This window comes from Ensifer sp. ENS08, from assembly GCF_014852195.1.
GTDB lineage: Bacteria > Pseudomonadota > Alphaproteobacteria > Rhizobiales > Rhizobiaceae > Ensifer > Ensifer adhaerens.
In genome coordinates, this window is the sequence record NZ_JACVBF010000024.1 from 1 (window position 1) to 14,958 (window position 14,958).

A 14,958-nucleotide genomic window follows, 5' to 3' on the forward strand; every position below is an offset into this window, starting at 1 on the left:
GCTTTCCGGCGGAAGGAACCGAATCCGGCTGGTGGGTCAGCCCCTATCATTTCGGCATCGACCAAGGCCCCGTGGTGCTGATGATCGAGAACTACAGGACCGGCCTGCTGTGGAACATCATGCGCCGATGCGCCCCTGTGGTCACCGGCCTGAGGCGTGCGGGGTTTTCCGGCGGCTGGCTCTGAGGGTACCGCATCGCTGCCAAATGCCGGTATCGACATCATGCGGAAAGGTAACGGCCATGAACATGGGGTTCTTCTCTAATCAGCATGCCGGGCTATACAGAAGGCACCTCCTGGTGCTGGCAGGAACTGCAGCACTCGCAAGCGATAGCCCAAGGGCAAGGACGGCACTTGGCGGAGACACCATCAGGATTTGAGACGGTCAGGCAGGGCGAGGACGCCTATCTCAGCTGGGTGAAAGGCGGCTTTGATCTAAAAACCTAGGGTTAAGGACAGGCGACGCTTGAAGATGCACCTCCCTCGACCCTGTCGGCGGCTCGTCCCCCATCGCACGGATGACCGCATCGAACAGCACATGGCCGAACAGGCTTGACCAGCACATCTGAAATTCCCGCCCTTCCCGCCGCCTTGACTACTTCCTCACAGCCACGGGCGCACCATCATGAGACACGGTGTGTCCGTCATCCTAAGCGAGCGGAGCGCCAGTGCAGTCTCTATTCAATCCATTTTCGGCATCTGCCAGTCGAGAAGAACAACATCAAAACGTGTTCGCGGAAGCTTGTTCCGAATGGCGTCGATTGCGTCCGTTCCGGGGCACGGCGCGAGTATCGAAAGACATCGCTCTCGTGCGCTAGCGGATCATACGTGGACTGACGGCACTCAGCATTCTCAGGATGTCGTCCTCCAACTTCCGGCACAGGTCTTCATATTCTTTCAGCCGTGCTGGGTCGGGAGCCGCCTGCTCGCGCAGTTCGTCACGGGTCACAGCGGCTTTACCGTAAGCTTCGAGCAGATCGGTTATCGCAACGAAGTTTGCGTCGGCAATTTGTTTCCGATGTCGTGGCAAGCGCATCATCATCCGGGCTCTACCGACCTTTTGGAAGTCCATTTTACACCCCTAAAGGTAAGGCTGAACGCAGTCTCCTCGAACACGACTTCATTAGCAAGTTGCCTAGCTACTTTGCCTGCCCCACGCATATCAGTAACCGGCGGGCCATCACCGCGCAGAGCAGGTCCGCGATGCCTCGACGGACAGGCCGCCAGAGCGACGACCGCTCGCCCTCGATGGTCCAGCCGACGAAGCAACAGAAATCGTCTGGTTGCATTCTGCGAGTGAATGCGCTCTCAATTGCGTCGTCTGTCGAAATCGAAGGCGCAGACGGAAGGCAACACTCAGACGAAGGCTCTGGATCGTACCCGTTTCGATCTGGAGCCTTTTCACATCAATATCACAATCCCCTTGAGGACGATCACCGCGGCTCGAGGCCAAGCCGGTATCGCGGGGATCCAGTCAAGCAATTGCGGATAGTCCCCTCCGCCAGGGCTCTTCGATCGAGCCGCAATACACCTGCGATCAGCGCGATCACTCGCAAGTAGGCTCTCATTTCCTCCCTAAAGAGCTCGCCTCACCCAGAAAACCCTTCACATCCCGTCGTCAAACTCCGCTGCTTGCCCTTGAGCCAGGAACTGCGCAAGTGCCGACATCAATGTCTCCGCGCTGTACCGGTCAAGCTGAACCTCGATCGTCGTACCAGCCGAAGTTGATAGTTCAAAAACCCCCAGGAGCGGGTCAATGGACGCGATAGAAAAAGAACTCAGAAATTCGCCCTGGACCGTTGTGCTGCCAAGCCCCATGGATGCCTCCTGCATGGTACGAAAGACATCACTAAAATAGTCGCTTTTGATCGATCCGCAAAGCCGGCGCCGGGTTCGCGATGCTTAGGGGGGTAGATTGAACGAGTGCAATCACTCAGCGTCAGGAGATCATGGAGACGCCGATGAAGACGAACGCGGCTCCAGGCCAAGCCGGCAGGGACCCCAACCAGTCAAGGCGTCGGTCCCAGGCGGCGATTTTGCTCGATGGGAAGGTTTCGACCCTGGTTGAGGTTGCGTACGAGGCCCCCAGCTAGTGTTCTTCTGGTCAGCCGGAACAGCCCTGCGATCAGCACCGTCGCCCCCAAAGTATCCATCGTCTATTACCCTCTAAATAGCTCGCGTCACAACCTCCGTCGCGACGGACACCAACAAGGCGGCCAGCGCGACGGCCGTTCCAATTCGCGCGATCTTCATCCGGCGCCCGCGAGCACCATTCCAGTCATAGCCCATGTGTTCCTCAGCCGGCTTCATGCCGTTCGTGAATGGTGGCTGGCGTTCCTAACAAAGAGGTAGATCCCGATGATTTCCCCTCCTGGCCTACGTTCGATGTTGGCCTCGTCTTCGGCCAAGCCGGAGGTCCAACATCACACGGACCAGCCATCTCCTGACATCTGATGTCGCCACGAATTCATCGATGTTTTCGATGGCGTATTCGAGTGTTTTTTCGGTGAGCGCGGTTGCCGCACGCTGTGAGGCGGTCAAGCTCCGCGCCCATGCCGTCAGCTCTGGCAGCAGATCCACGACCATGCCAACGCCTCCCGATGGCGGTGAATGGTCGAGCGGGCGGCGAGCATCTTTAAGTCGGCGTTCCAGTTCCCAGGCGTCTCGTACGCCACTCATGAACAAACGGAGCGCCTCGCGAGCCAGCCATTCGCTTTCTTCACTTTGTCGGGGGATATTCCGTGCGTTCACGACCTTATCAAAGACCGTGGAAATGACGGTGAGCCCCTCGGGAAGAATGTATCCGGATTGCAGTCGATCAAACATAACCTCCTCCATTTAAGGCGAAAGTGATGATGGTCCATCAGTCGCTGGAGCCCGTTTCATGGTCCGGCGATCAGACAAAATATGGTCTTCAAAACGGGCTATGACTAGCCCTTAACAGCTCCAGCGTCGACTTCGGCCGGCGATTTTTATCTCATTTTTTCATCTCACTAAAGGACAACTCGATGAACAGAACGACGTTCCTCGCCTATGCGAGGCGCGCGCCTTTTGGCGGCCGGCCAATGCATCCCAGGTCGGCGCCATGAGTGTCATCCTATCGGCCCCAATCGGCCGGTAAGGTAATCGACGACCGGTGGCTCGCCGACAGCTCGCGACCGTCTTTCACGAGACCGGCGGCACGATGCAGCGGGTGATCGAGAAGCTCAATTACTCGGCCGCGCGCCTGGCCCAGGTCTGGCCGTCAAGACAAGGCGACGACTAGCCGGCAAGTGGTTCATTGGCGCATGAACCAGCTTGTCGACCGCGTCGGCCATCTTGAGGCCTCCGCGATAACGATTGGGGAGGAGGTCTCCGAGATGAAGCTGGTGACCGATGACGTGAGGCGATGGAAGCTGAGGCATCGGTGGCTTTGAGTCACCGGAATTGCGGCCAGGGCGCTCGGGATAAGTCAGGCCGAGGCGATACGGCGGATCATCTTCGGGATCACGGGGCAAGGTTGGTAAGCAGAAAGAAGAACCCCACCTCCGACGGCACGACGATGGGGCTCTCTACGTTTGATCCGGAGGGATCCGGGATCATCAGCAATGAACAAACCAACAGGTCCCGGATAGGTTCCTGCTGCCGTCGAATAAAGATGGCTCCGTAAGGTCGCGCAGGCTGCGCTAGTGGATGGTCTGGGGCCATGTCACGTCCACGAACCGACCAATGGACCGAAGGTAGGCGATGATCTCGGACCTCAGAGCTGCGCGGTCGCCATACCTCTCGCCGATCCGACTAAGTTCCTCCTTGGCTTCTTCCTGCTCATCGACATCGCCAAGCACATACATATCGTGTCCCACGGCGTTGATATCGCAACCCGCCGCGATCACTTCGGCCACAAAACTTGGGATCTCATTTGCGTTCATTTCGCGCTTGCTCTCAATCATGACATCCTCGCTTTGAAACGAGAAACTACTGTGAAGTCGAGCGGTTCCCACAGGGACAAAACGCTCACCGGAATTCGGAGCAAACGGAAGAATGGCCCCGATGGGGTGTCGGGGCCAGTTGGTATCGTTGGCGCTTCTACGCGGGGAATGGGAGTACCTCATGGAGCGGGCTGTGATCCCGGAAAGGATCATTGCCTATCCTCTAACTGCCGCGTGTGAAAGTGGTTCCCAGTTGGAAAAGAGACGGCCCCGTCCGGGGAGAGCGGGGCCTCGGCACGGAGGTGCCATGGGCTCCATGCTGGGCTATTAGATGGAGCCTAGCCTAGATCCCGCAGGGGATGGTGGATCGTAGGCAAAGCTAGAAACGCGTACATTTGACAGAGGTTCCAGCACCGAAGAAAAAAAAGGGCCCCGAAAGCCGATAACGGGACCCTAGGAGGTACGTGCCAAAATCCTGGTGTAAGAGAGCCAGGACGATCTTCAAACCTACGACGTCAGGATTGGTTCCGGCTCGATCTGAAAGCCGAGAGGGGGAGAAAAAATGGCCGCAAACGGCGACGACAGCGCCAAAGCGAAAGGATCCGGTCTAAAGTACCAGAGTCCTTGGCCTTGGTGCGCACGGTTTTCAGTGTCGGTCCATTCGCGGAGATCGGTCCACACAGCGTAGGCGGAGAGGACGGTGTGTGTGAACGGTCATCAGGGAAATCATGAAGTGCCAGTCACGCCACTATGAAATCGTAGCGGCCGAATTTTCCGTCGCTCGTCGTTTTGATGTCGAGCAACAGGTCTGCATTGAATATGCGGTCACGCCTATTGTCCGGCTCATCGGCAAAATACAGCTGCGTCGTCAGCACGTTCCCGCCCGGCCTTTGGACTTTCACGTGGTAATGCCGGGTGCGACCAGGATACAGCCCAGGCACGATCGTCTCGAACCACCATTTGCCTTCTGCGTCCGTGAATTGATGTCCGCGGAGTTTGTATCCGCTGTTGTCGTAGGTGCCGGTCTCATCGGCATGCCATAACTCGATCAACGCTTTTTCTACCGGCTGGCAGTCCTTGGTTAACACGTAGCCAACAAGTGTCATTCTTTCACCGCCCGGTGAATCGCTGGCGAAGTCCTTTTTTTCAGGGCTCTCCGGTGTGAAATACGGACCTTCGGTCTGTGCCGGCGTCAGATCGTCGTCATCACCGCAATTGGCCGTAAGCGGCAACTCCACGGAACCGCCGGCTGCATGGCCGAGTCTCGGCAGAACAATCGGCGTGGCGACGAAGCTGATAAGGAAATGTCGCCGGGTCGGCATGGCGCTATATCTCCAAGCACGGAAGCCAAGATCGTTGCGGGTCCATTGGGCAGAACTGGGGCGGATATTACCAGATTTCGCGACCAACAACGTCATCAGGCGAATGCCGCTGCTGAAGCGTCGCCGGTCTACACGGTTTGCACGTAAGGATCTGGTGTCTGACTTGGTGCAGCAGCAATGCCGTTCCATTGACGCCGTCTGCTTTCTAGCGGAAGTAAGCTTCGTCGCCTTCATGTCTCGGCGAAGCTGCGTTTGGCAAAGCGTCCTGTCTTCATTCTGGGCTACGGGCACCGCGAGTTGCTCGACGCCCTGGAAACTGCGCGCAATGAGGGCGCGATGGTCAGGATCGTTGCGAAATGCAGCTGGTGTGGGGTGACCGGCGTGCCGCTGATGGTCGTCCATGTTTCCAGCGGAGATGCGAACGATATCATCGCAGCCGCCCCACGCCGCGGCGTGACCTAAATCGACGCTCGTTAAGTTAGAGCTTCGCCGTAGTCGACCACGGTGTGGAAAAGATCGTTTCGCTGCCTATAATGCCGTGCCGGGCACGAGACGGATTTTGCGCAGCACAGCATCAAAGTTGCCCAGGCTAGCTGAGTTCTACCAGCAGATCCCACCGGCCGTTCGTCGTGTGAATCTGCGAGATTTCAGGAAAGCCGCCACGGGATTGATCTATCGGTTCTACTGTCCTTAGAAAAGTGATGGTGCTCAATGCTCAGCGCCGCCGGCTTAGCCGCCAAGAAGCCCACGGCGCGGTGACCGACTGACTTTCGGGGTTGGAAAGATACCAGAACGCAGCGCGGGCAGTGTCAAGGATAGCCTGGCTCGAGTTGCTCCAGGTTTCGACGAACCATCATCGCAATTTGTAACTAATCGTTTCAGCCAATCTATTGGCGCAGATTCGGTACAAACCCCTGCTCATCGAGAAACAATCCATACACAAGCAGCGCGTCAACTGAACGCGGTAATAGAAACGGATTTCGTGAGGACTGAGGTCCCGCCGCAAAAGCGCGACTGCATCTTCGGCTGCACGCTCCAACTTCGACAACTGGTCACCACTGGAAAGGGCTCCAAATGAAAATTATGCATAGCATCGCGATCGCTGCCGCGGCGGCTTCAATCAGTTTCGCGCTGGGCGGCGTTGCCCAGGCCCAGGAACTAAAACGGACTGGTCTGGTTCAAAGCGATATCAGCGTGCCGGGCAAGGAAGCGCTTCAGGTCCGGGTAGATTTCCCGCCAAAGGCTGCATCTATCAATCATAAACATCCCGGCGAAGAAATTGCATATGTGCTCAAAGGTGCGCTTGAGTACACGCTCGAGGGTCAGAAGCCGGTAACGCTGAAGGCCGGTGAATCCCTTTTCATTCCGGCGGGTGTTGCGCACATCGCCACGAATGTTGGCGATGGCGAGGCGTCGGAGCTTGCGACTTACATCGTCGCGAAGGACACGCCTCTTGTTGTCCCGCTGAAATAAGTTCGCTGCGATGGGGGGGGCGATCCACTCATGAAACAAATGCCCTCACCAGGTCACTGTCTAGGCGAGGTTTGCTTTGGGCGCTGGCGTGTCACCGGCCGTTGTGCCGATGCTCGCCAACGGCTTTGCAGTAGGGTCCGTGCGATCGACCAGTAGCTCCGTTGGAGATGAAATCAGGCCGTTTCGCGCCGAAATCGCGCAATCCGGATTGGACGGTCTTCGGAATCGCATCATCGCCACCAGGTGGCCAGCGGGCGCGCGTTGTCGCGCGGCCCTTCGTCAAGCTCGACCGTCGCTCGGCCAACCCGCCTGGCCGCTTCTGAGACCAGCGTCATGGACGAGGAGGCGAAGCGGCACTGGAAGATGAACAGGCTGCCGGACGGAACCGAGTGGTCCGGCCGCGCCCGCTATGCGGCCACCATGTTCTTCTACCAGCGCGACCTGATGGATGCTGAAACGCTTGTGGCCTATCGGAGGGCGAGCTGTCATTCCGGGGCAGGGAGACGGTTGATCGTAGCCCTAATCTCATCAGAGCTGCGTCAATTCAGCGTTTCGAGGACTTGGCGATGCAAGGCTTCGTTGGCGGCCGCGAGGCACAGATTGCCGGAAGTCAGCGTGAGCGGCCGACCCTGCCAGTCCGTGATACATCCGCCCGCACCCGTCACCACCGGGACAAGGGCGCAATAGTCGTAGGGATCGAGCCCTCCATCGATGCTGATGTCGATGCTGCCGTCCGCGACGCGGCCATAGGCCATGCAGCTCCCCCCATAGACGCACCACCGCGTAGATAGGCGCAGGCGTTCAACGCCATCCTTCTCGTTTTGCTGGAACGGCTCCGGATTGCCGTTGGCCATGAAAGCCTCCGAAAGGAGAGCAGTCGATGCGGTCCGGATGGCAACACCGTTGAGGGTCGTCGCGCGCCCTGACAGTCCCAGCCAGCGGTCGCCGGTGACAGGATTGTCGATCAGTCCGAGGACCGGCGTCCCGCCATGCGTCAATGAAATCAACGTGCCATAGACAGCAAGTCCGCCGACGAAAGCCTTGGTGCCGTCAATAGGATCGATGACCCAGACGAACTCCTCCCCCAAACCCTCGGCGCCAAACTCCTCCCCGAGTACCCCATGGCGGGGGAAGCGGTCTGCGATGCGTTCGCGCAGCGACTGCTCGACCGCGCGATCCGTTTCCGTCACCGGGCTCGAATCCGATTTCGCAACGGGGCGGCGCGGGCCGGCCGCAGCAGTGCGCACGATCTGCCGCGCAACATCGGCAATCTCGCTGGCGAAACTGGAAAAAAGCTGAAGCGGCTGGTCAAGCATGGGCGGGTACCCTCCTCAATGTGTTTTGTGCCTCTAAGGCCGGTCGCATGTGGCGGGAAAGTCGGGCCTCGATCGCCCGCACCAGGCGCGAGAGCATCCAGGCGACGCAGAGATAGACGAGCGCAGCGGAGATAAAGACTTCGTAGGGAGCATAAGTCCGGGCGACGATCGTATTTGCCGTGCCCGTGAGCTCCATGATCGTGATTGTGCTGGCGAGCGAGGTCGCCTTCATCATGCTGATCATTTCGTTGCCATAGGCCGGCATGCCGATGCGCAACGCCTGGGGAAGAATAACGAGCCGGTAGATCAACAACGGGCGCATGCCCAAGGCGACGGCCGCCTCCTTCTGACCGGCCGGGATTGCGAGAATGGCGCCGCGCAGGATGTTCGCGGTGTAGGCTGCGGTATGGAGCGCGAGCGTCAGCAGTGCGCAGAACCAGGCTTCACGAAGGACTGGCCAGAAGATGCTGCTGCGAATGATCTGAAACTGCGAAAACCCGTAATAAACCAGGAAAACCTGCACCAGCAGCGGCGTTCCACGGAAGAAGGTGATGTAGCCCATCACCGGGAGCCGGATGATCGGGCGACCATTGGCTGCGACGATGCCAAGCGGCAAGGCGAGCAGGGCTCCGCAAACAAGGGTCATAAGGAGCAATTGCACCGTGGCGAGCGCGCCGTAGAGCAGCGCCGGAACGCTCTCCAGCATCAGGGACCAGTTCATGCTGGGGACCTCCTCTCGCCGCGCATCAACCGTCCTTCGAACCAGGCGATAAGGCGCGTGTTTGCCAATGTCAGAGCCAGGTAAATCAAGGCGGCCGTCATATAGAAGGTGAAGGGCTGGCGAGTGACCGAAGTGGCCATCTGCGACAGGCCCATCAGTTCATGCAAACCGACGATCGAGATCAGCGAGGTATCCTTGAGCAGCGAAATCCAGTTGTTGCCGAGGCCTGGCAATGCAAAGCGCATGAGCAGCGGCAGACGGATCTTGGCGAACATGACGAACCACCCGAGGCCAAGCGAGTGCCCCGCCTCGATCACTCCGCTCGGAACGGATTGCCACGCACCGCGCAGGACTTCGGCAGCATAGCCACCGAAGACGAGGCTGAGCGCGAAGACGCCAGCCTGGAGAGGCGGCACCTCGACGAAGCCGAAATCCGCGACGAAGAGGTTGACCACTTTCGTCAGCGCCACCGTGCCGCCGAAGTACACGATCAGGATGACCAACAGTTCGGGGGTACCTCGCATCACCAGGCTGAAGCCACGGCCAAGGGATGCCACGGCCCGGTTCGGTGACATCTGCGCCAACGCGCCCAGCATGCCCCAGCACAGGCCGACGAGCAGCGAGAGGACTGCCACTTTCATGGTCAAAAGGGTGCCGTGGGCGATCTCGTCACCCCATCCCTGCAATAGATCCATGGTCGTCTCCAAAGAAAGACGGAGCCCTCAATCGGCTCCATCCGGTTGTCGTCGCAGATTATTTTGCGGAGGCCGGAAGGACGCTGAACGACCAGTATTTGTCGTTGATCGCCTTGAAGTTGCCATCCTTGAACATGGCGGTCAGCGCACCATCGACATTCTTCAGAAGATCTTCGTCGGCCTTGCGGATGCCGATACCGATACCGGGGCCGAAGTAGGATACGTCGTCGATTTCCGGACCGACGAAACCGTAGTCCTTGCCTTCCGGCTTGCTGAGGAAATCGTTGTCGAGCTTGATGGGGCCAGCAAAAATGAGATCGACGCGGCCGGCCTGAAGATCGAGGATCATGTTGTCGACCTTGTCATACTCGGACACGGTCGCCTGCGGATACTTCTCTGCGATGTATTTCGCATAGGTCGACGAGCGCTGGAGGCCGATGGTCTTACCGGCAACGCCTTCCGGGTTCGGCTCGCCTGCATCCGTCACCGGCTTGGCGTCCAAGGTCTTTAGTCCGACGAACCGGGCGGCCGACGAGCGGTAGGGAACGGAGAAATTGATGCTCTGCAGCCGCTCCTCGGTGATGGACATCGATGCGGAGATCAGGTCGTACTTTCCGGCGAGCAGGCCGGGGATCATGCCGTCCCAGGCCTGGCAGATGATTTCGACCTCACTGCCGATCTGCCTGCCTATGGCACGCGCGACATCGACGTCGAAGCCTTTGATTTCCCCGTTCGCGTCCTGATATCCGAACGGGGGATAGGTGCAGTCGGCTGCCACTTTCAGCGCCGCGGCCTGCGACGACGTTGCGCCGAGCAGAAGGCCGGCGAAGGTGAATACGATGATCTTTTTCATGGGACCTTCCTTGTCAAAAGGCTGCGGTTTTTCGGCATGGGAACAGGGCAGCTGCTTTAAGCGGGCGGCTGCATATGAGGTGTCGCTGGCGGCGACCTGTGTTCAAAGCCAGCAGCACGTACCTGCTCCGGCGATGCTGGTGAGCGCGACTATCTGGTCATGTCTTTGGATCCGACTTGCATTCTGGCCTCCCTCCAGAACCTGTCTTCTGGAACAAAGGATGGCGCGGAAGCAGAACGAGCTAAAGTACCAATTCCCATGAACTGATGGTACCAGACCGAGCTTCAGGAAGATTTGCCGGCTTTCTCCAGAAACCGCCTCGTGACAAGCTCCATCCGCTGAACCGCCCCGGCCAGCCGCTCGGTGGAGAGATTTCCAAATCCCGCTACGAGACCAAAAAGATCCTTCCGCTCAATGCAATAGGAAGAGAGCGGTGGGGTGTCGATCCATGCCCCGCGCAGGAGCCGTGAAAGCTCGACGTCGTCGAAGGGCTCGCGCGCCGTAAGCGTCAAATGGAGACCAGCGTCCAGTTCCGGCACATCGAACACGTCGCCCAGCTTTTCTTTCAGGGACGCGATCATCGCGGTGGCACGATCCCTGTAGAGAGCGCGCGTGCGCCGGATATGAGATGCGAGTTCTCCGCTCGCCATGAAGTCGGCGACCGTATGCTGGTGCGTCAGCGGCGCATAGCAGGAAAGGCTGTCTTGCACTGCCGTAAACGAGGTGATCAGCTCGCGCGGCACGACGAGATAAGCAAGCCGCAGCCCGGGGGCGAGCACACGATTGAAGGAGCTGACATGGATGACCCGCTCGCCACCCTTGCGCGCGGCGAGCGGCACGAGCGGCGTACCGCGCCATCTGATCTCGCTGTTGAAGTCGTCCTCGAATATCCAGCGCTGCGACGTATTGGCCCAGGCGAGAAGCCGTTCAATCGCCGCTTCCGACATGGTTGCACCCGCGGGAAACTGGCCGACCGGCGAAACCAGGATCATCCGGGCATCCGCGGCACGATGCGCGATGTCGTCAGCGTTCAGTCCGTCACGAGAAACGGGCACGGGTGTGAGCCGAAGCCCAGCCGAACGCAGAGTGGACAAGAGCGTCGCGTAGGCCGGGTCCTCGACGCCGACAACGTCACCGGCGTCGAGAAGAACATGCGCGACGAGATTGGCAGCCTGAAGCGTGCTTCCCACGACGATGATTTGGTCAGCCTCGCATCGAATACCGCGCGCCTCGCTAAGATAGATGGCGAGTTGTTGGCGAAGAACCGCCAGACCGCCGCCTTCGCCATACCCGAGGTCAGAAACCGTGAAGCGTCGCCAATAGTTGGCGGCGATCTTGCCTAACTGCTTGTAGGGGAAGATATCCAGCGCCGGCATGCCAGGACTGAGATCCAACTTGTCCTGGCGCGACCAACTCCAATGCCGTACCGACGCCTCTCTCCCCCGTGCAGACAGCGCAACCGGTAAACTCGAAGGCGGCAGGCCTCTTTCTCCTCCAGGCCGCACCGAGTCTTCTGGAAGGCTCTCTTCCACGTAGAAGCCGGAACTCGGGCGACGCTTGATATAGCCCTCGGCCGCCAAGCGATCATAGGCAATGTTGACCGTGTTTCTCGATATCGCGAGATCTCTCGCCATCGACCGGCTGGCCGGCAATCGGGCGCCGCGCGCAAGCTGTCCGTTGACGATCAGTCGGCGCAACTGGATGAAGAGCTGCTCCTGCAACGTCGGCCCACCGGACTTTTCTCGAACGACCATGGTCCAAACGGGATAATTGAACTGTTTCGCTGAAGCCATCCGAGAAATCCCTGTGCGGAGCCGCGCACTATCTCCCTGCCGGGCGGTATTTCGATCTACGAGACGACGTTGCGAATGAAGCGGACGATCTTCTTTCCGACGTTGCAGTACGAATAATGCTGGGCCGTGCTGTAAGTGACAAACTCGCCCGTGGCATAGTCCTGCGCCTCGCCCGATTGGATCAAACGCAGCGCTCCTTCGACAACGAAAAGCATCTCGTGCCATCCTTCGGGGTCCGGCTCGGCCACGTAGCTGTCGCCCGGGCCGAGGGTCCACAGCCACATCTGTGTTTCCCGCGAGGCGGGCGCCGAACAAAGCAGCATCGCGGCGCTCGCCGGTTGGCTTCCGCGCCAGGTGACCTCGTTGATCTCGGCGCGCGTCTCCCTCGACGGATCGCGCACCAACTCGACGAAGTCTACGCCCATCGCGGTCGCCAATTTATCGAGGCTGGAAAGGCTGATGTTCGCGTCGCCGCTCTCGACCGCCGCGATCATCCGCCGGCTGATACCGGATGCATCTGCCAGCGCCGTTTGGCTCAGGCCCGAGGCGAGCCTTAAACGGCGGAGGTTTCCGGAAACGTGGGCCAACACATCGGCCCGGTCTTGACTGTGCAATATATTGCTCATATGGTCCTTCTAGACTACCGGCTTTCACAGCTCAACACATTTCTGTGCGTCTTGCCCTGCATGGGGCGCCAAGGCTTTGGCGTCCATGCAGCGTGACTTCGCACGCCTTTTTGGGATCGTCACAATGCAGAAATTGGTCGTACTCAACGACGAAGATATCACCCGACTGTTGCCCCGGACAGATGTTCGCGCAGCCCTGGAGCGTATGTTCATCGCGCTTGCCGATGGACGGGCTGTGCAGCCGCCACAGACGTTGAGCCTGTTCCCAGCCGGCGGCGGAGACTTCATCACCTATCCAGGCGTTCTTGGAAGCGATGGTGTCTTTGGCACGAAGCTGTCGCCCTATATCCCCGGCACGAATGGGGCGACCGTTACCGCCTGGACGCTTCTGATGTCGATGGAGACCGGGAAGCCGCTGCTCCTGTGTGATTCCAAACGCCTGACGACCGAACGAACGGCCGCGACCACCGCGATTGCCGCCGATCTGCTCGCCTCGAAGGAGGCAAAGATCCTGACGATCATCGGCACAGGCGAAATCGGCCTTGCGCATCTTCGGCATGCCGCATCGATCCGTCCGTGGCAGGAAATTCGTCTGTGCTCTCCGGATATTGCCAACCGGCACGGTCTTCCGGTGCAGCTCGAATCTGGCTGCCCGGTGACGACATCCACCTATACCGATACGGCCGCGGCCGGCGCCGACGTGGTCATGCTATGCACCTCGTCCGGCACACCGGTCATCGACGCGTCGAGGTTCGGCGCGGGCGTACTCGTCACATCCATCAGCACCAATGTCGCCAACGCCCACGAGATCGCCCCCGACACGCTCAATCGGTTCGATGTCTATTGCGACTATCGGGCCACCACGCCGGCTGCGGCCGGCGAAATGAAACTTGCCGCGGAACGTGGCCAGTGGAGCACCGATCGCCTTGTTGGCGACCTGCCCGAACTATTGTCGGGCCGAGCGACTGCCCGGGACACTGGCCGTCCAGCTTTCTTCCGTTCGATCGGGCTCGGGCTCGAAGACATAGCAACCGCCAGCGCCCTGCTTTCCGCAGCACGCAGCTAACCAATTCCAAGACAGCACAGGAGATAGGCAATGAAGATTCGTAATTTCGGCGTCGAGATCTGGATGAACCGCTACGAAACCAGATGCGACTGGAACATCGCCGAGACCTGCGTCGAGTCGCTGACAGTCGCCGAACTTTTGGAGATGGCCGGCAAGACCGACACGATCCTCTCCGAGCTTCTTCCCATGAAGCTAACCTACGGCGCCATCGAAGGCAGCGAACGCCTCCGCAAGTTGGTTGCCGGCCTCTACGAAAAGCAAAGTGCAGAAAATGTCGTGGTCACGCACGGCGCCATCGGTGCGAATGCCCTGGTGCACGCAACACTGGTCGAACCGGGTGACCGTGTGATCTCGGTCCTGCCGACCTACCAGCAGCACTATTCCATCCCGGAAAGCTACGGCGCCGACGTACAAATCCTCAAGCTCACGGAAAAGACTGGCTTCCTGCCAGACCTGGAAGAGCTGAAGCGCCTTGCAACACCGGGCACGAAACTCATCGCCATCAACAATCCGAACAATCCGACGGGCTCGCTGATGGATCGCGCCTATCTGGAGAAAATCGTCGAGATTGCCCGCGCCTGCGGCGCGTGGATCCTGTGTGACGAGGTCTATCGCGGTACGGACCAGGAAGGCGACGGAATGACGGCGTCGATCGCCGACCTCTATGAGAAAGGCATCAGCACCGCGAGCATGTCCAAGACTTTCGCGCTTGCCGGCCTGCGCCTTGGATGGATCGTCGCTCCTGTAGAATTGATCCATGCTGTCTCCGTCCATCGCGACTACAACACGATCAGCGTCGGCATGCTGGACGATCATTTCGCAGCCATTGCACTGGAGAACCGCGACAAGATTCTTGCGCGCAGCCAGGCGATCACGCGCACCAACCTCGCCTTGCTTTCCGACTGGGTCGAGAACGAGCCGTTGATCTCGTGGATCAAACCGAAATCCGGCACCACGGCACTCCTCAAGTACGATCTGCCCATGTCCTCGGAAGAGTTCTGCATCCGGCTTCTGGAACGTACCGGCGTCATGCTGACGCCTGGCAGCGCGATGGACATGGAAGGGTACGTCCGGATCGGCTTCACCAACAACGGCACCACCCTTCAAGAAGGCCTGAAGCGCATGTCCGAATTTCTTAAGGGCTATCAAACCGCGGCCGCGTGATCAGGGCGGTGGAGATGCAATG

General features: G+C 59.3%; 16 protein-coding genes and 1 pseudogene. 5 read left to right on the forward strand and 12 right to left on the reverse strand.

The window, feature by feature from the left end; all coding sequences use genetic code 11:
• On the forward strand, positions 1 to 185 hold a 185-nt coding region (locus IB272_RS31870; RefSeq protein WP_281435535.1), incomplete at its 5' end, for a glucoamylase family protein.
• 628 nt (positions 186 to 813) lie between these two features.
• Here IB272_RS31870 and IB272_RS31875 read toward each other — a convergent pair.
• The 3 genes from IB272_RS31875 to IB272_RS31885 form a co-directional block, all read right to left on the reverse strand.
• Positions 814 to 1,071, reverse strand: coding sequence for a hypothetical protein (locus tag IB272_RS31875; protein WP_192357956.1), 258 nt, complete (start codon positions 1,069 to 1,071; stop codon positions 814 to 816).
• A 533-nt stretch (positions 1,072 to 1,604) separates the two neighbouring features.
• Entirely contained in the window at positions 1,605 to 1,817 is a 213-nt protein-coding gene (locus IB272_RS31880) for a hypothetical protein (protein WP_192357958.1), read from the reverse strand.
• Between the two features lie 558 nt (positions 1,818 to 2,375).
• Positions 2,376 to 2,825 (reverse strand): hypothetical protein, encoded by a 450-nt coding sequence (locus tag IB272_RS31885; RefSeq protein WP_192357960.1) that lies wholly within the window; start codon positions 2,823 to 2,825, stop codon positions 2,376 to 2,378.
• A gap of 310 nt (positions 2,826 to 3,135) precedes the next feature.
• Here IB272_RS31885 and IB272_RS35475 point away from each other — a divergent pair, with 310 nt between their 5' ends.
• On the forward strand, positions 3,136 to 3,264 hold the full coding sequence (locus IB272_RS35475; protein WP_256385327.1) for a hypothetical protein: 129 nt from the start codon (positions 3,136 to 3,138) through the stop codon (positions 3,262 to 3,264).
• A 400-nt stretch (positions 3,265 to 3,664) separates the two neighbouring features.
• Here IB272_RS35475 and IB272_RS31895 read toward each other — a convergent pair whose 3' ends face one another.
• From IB272_RS31895 to IB272_RS35195, 3 genes and pseudogenes are all read right to left on the reverse strand, one after another.
• The gene (locus IB272_RS31895; protein WP_034803228.1) at positions 3,665 to 3,928 is read right to left on the reverse strand and encodes a hypothetical protein; all 264 of its coding nucleotides are present in this window, start codon (positions 3,926 to 3,928) and stop codon (positions 3,665 to 3,667) included.
• A 719-nt stretch (positions 3,929 to 4,647) separates the two neighbouring features.
• Entirely contained in the window at positions 4,648 to 5,631 is a 984-nt protein-coding gene (locus IB272_RS35675) for a hypothetical protein (protein WP_348646644.1), read from the reverse strand.
• Positions 5,632 to 5,707: 76 nt separating this feature from the next.
• Positions 5,708 to 5,911, reverse strand: a pseudogene (locus tag IB272_RS35195) (AsnC family transcriptional regulator); the annotation flags it as partial.
• Positions 5,912 to 6,303: 392 nt separating this feature from the next.
• Here IB272_RS35195 and IB272_RS31905 point away from each other — a divergent pair.
• Positions 6,304 to 6,702 carry a cupin domain-containing protein gene (locus IB272_RS31905; protein ID WP_192357963.1) on the forward strand — a complete coding sequence of 133 codons (399 nt, stop codon included), beginning with the start codon at positions 6,304 to 6,306 and terminating at the stop codon, positions 6,700 to 6,702.
• 539 nt (positions 6,703 to 7,241) lie between these two features.
• Here the strand turns inward: IB272_RS31905 and hisN are convergent.
• The 6 genes from hisN to IB272_RS31935 all read right to left on the reverse strand — a co-directional run bounded on the left by hisN (position 7,242) and on the right by IB272_RS31935 (position 12,706).
• On the reverse strand, positions 7,242 to 8,018 hold the full coding sequence (gene hisN, locus IB272_RS31910) for a histidinol-phosphatase (RefSeq protein ID WP_060644260.1): 777 nt from the start codon (positions 8,016 to 8,018) through the stop codon (positions 7,242 to 7,244).
• On the reverse strand, positions 8,011 to 8,739 hold the full coding sequence (locus IB272_RS31915; protein ID WP_192357965.1) for an ABC transporter permease: 729 nt from the start codon (positions 8,737 to 8,739) through the stop codon (positions 8,011 to 8,013). The genes hisN and IB272_RS31915 overlap by 8 nt, the downstream gene beginning before the upstream one ends.
• The gene (locus tag IB272_RS31920; protein ID WP_192445750.1) at positions 8,736 to 9,434 is read right to left on the reverse strand and encodes an ABC transporter permease subunit; all 699 of its coding nucleotides are present in this window, start codon (positions 9,432 to 9,434) and stop codon (positions 8,736 to 8,738) included. The genes IB272_RS31915 and IB272_RS31920 overlap by 4 nt, the downstream gene beginning before the upstream one ends.
• 58 nt (positions 9,435 to 9,492) lie before the next feature.
• Positions 9,493 to 10,287, reverse strand: a complete 795-nt coding sequence (locus IB272_RS31925) for a transporter substrate-binding domain-containing protein (protein WP_089045286.1) — start codon at positions 10,285 to 10,287, stop codon at positions 9,493 to 9,495.
• A 284-nt stretch (positions 10,288 to 10,571) separates the two neighbouring features.
• Entirely contained in the window at positions 10,572 to 12,080 is a 1,509-nt protein-coding gene (locus IB272_RS31930; RefSeq protein ID WP_192357969.1) for a PLP-dependent aminotransferase family protein, read from the reverse strand.
• Between the two features lie 56 nt (positions 12,081 to 12,136).
• The gene (locus tag IB272_RS31935) at positions 12,137 to 12,706 is read right to left on the reverse strand and encodes an XRE family transcriptional regulator (RefSeq protein WP_060581641.1); all 570 of its coding nucleotides are present in this window, start codon (positions 12,704 to 12,706) and stop codon (positions 12,137 to 12,139) included.
• A gap of 124 nt (positions 12,707 to 12,830) precedes the next feature.
• Here IB272_RS31935 and IB272_RS31940 point away from each other — a divergent pair, with 124 nt between their 5' ends.
• Both IB272_RS31940 and IB272_RS31945 read left to right on the forward strand, forming a co-directional pair.
• Complete coding sequence (locus tag IB272_RS31940) at positions 12,831 to 13,772, forward strand: ornithine cyclodeaminase family protein (RefSeq protein WP_060517428.1); 942 nt, start codon at positions 12,831 to 12,833, stop codon at positions 13,770 to 13,772.
• Positions 13,773 to 13,802: 30 nt separating this feature from the next.
• A complete protein-coding gene (locus IB272_RS31945; RefSeq protein WP_192357970.1) occupies positions 13,803 to 14,936 on the forward strand; it encodes an aminotransferase in 1,134 nt (377 codons plus the stop codon).
• Positions 14,937 to 14,958 lie beyond the last annotated feature (22 nt).

Coding starts and splice junctions, on each gene's coding strand:
- IB272_RS31920 (WP_192445750.1), bottom strand. CDS start 9,434: ATGGATCTATTGCAGGGATGGGGTGACGAGATCGCCCACGGCACCCTT.
- IB272_RS31875 (WP_192357956.1), bottom strand. CDS start 1,071: ATGGACTTCCAAAAGGTCGGTAGAGCCCGGATGATGATGCGCTTGCCA.
- IB272_RS31935 (WP_060581641.1), bottom strand. CDS start 12,706: ATGAGCAATATATTGCACAGTCAAGACCGGGCCGATGTGTTGGCCCAC.
- IB272_RS31915 (WP_192357965.1), bottom strand. CDS start 8,739: ATGAACTGGTCCCTGATGCTGGAGAGCGTTCCGGCGCTGCTCTACGGC.
- IB272_RS31885 (WP_192357960.1), bottom strand. CDS start 2,825: ATGTTTGATCGACTGCAATCCGGATACATTCTTCCCGAGGGGCTCACC.
- IB272_RS31930 (WP_192357969.1), bottom strand. CDS start 12,080: ATGGCTTCAGCGAAACAGTTCAATTATCCCGTTTGGACCATGGTCGTT.
- IB272_RS31945 (WP_192357970.1), top strand. CDS start 13,803: ATGAAGATTCGTAATTTCGGCGTCGAGATCTGGATGAACCGCTACGAA.
- IB272_RS31940 (WP_060517428.1), top strand. CDS start 12,831: ATGCAGAAATTGGTCGTACTCAACGACGAAGATATCACCCGACTGTTG.
- hisN (WP_060644260.1), bottom strand. CDS start 8,018: ATGCTTGACCAGCCGCTTCAGCTTTTTTCCAGTTTCGCCAGCGAGATT.
- IB272_RS31895 (WP_034803228.1), bottom strand. CDS start 3,928: ATGATTGAGAGCAAGCGCGAAATGAACGCAAATGAGATCCCAAGTTTT.
- IB272_RS35675 (WP_348646644.1), bottom strand. CDS start 5,631: ATGGACGACCATCAGCGGCACGCCGGTCACCCCACACCAGCTGCATTT.
- IB272_RS31905 (WP_192357963.1), top strand. CDS start 6,304: ATGAAAATTATGCATAGCATCGCGATCGCTGCCGCGGCGGCTTCAATC.
- IB272_RS31925 (WP_089045286.1), bottom strand. CDS start 10,287: ATGAAAAAGATCATCGTATTCACCTTCGCCGGCCTTCTGCTCGGCGCA.
- IB272_RS31880 (WP_192357958.1), bottom strand. CDS start 1,817: ATGGGGCTTGGCAGCACAACGGTCCAGGGCGAATTTCTGAGTTCTTTT.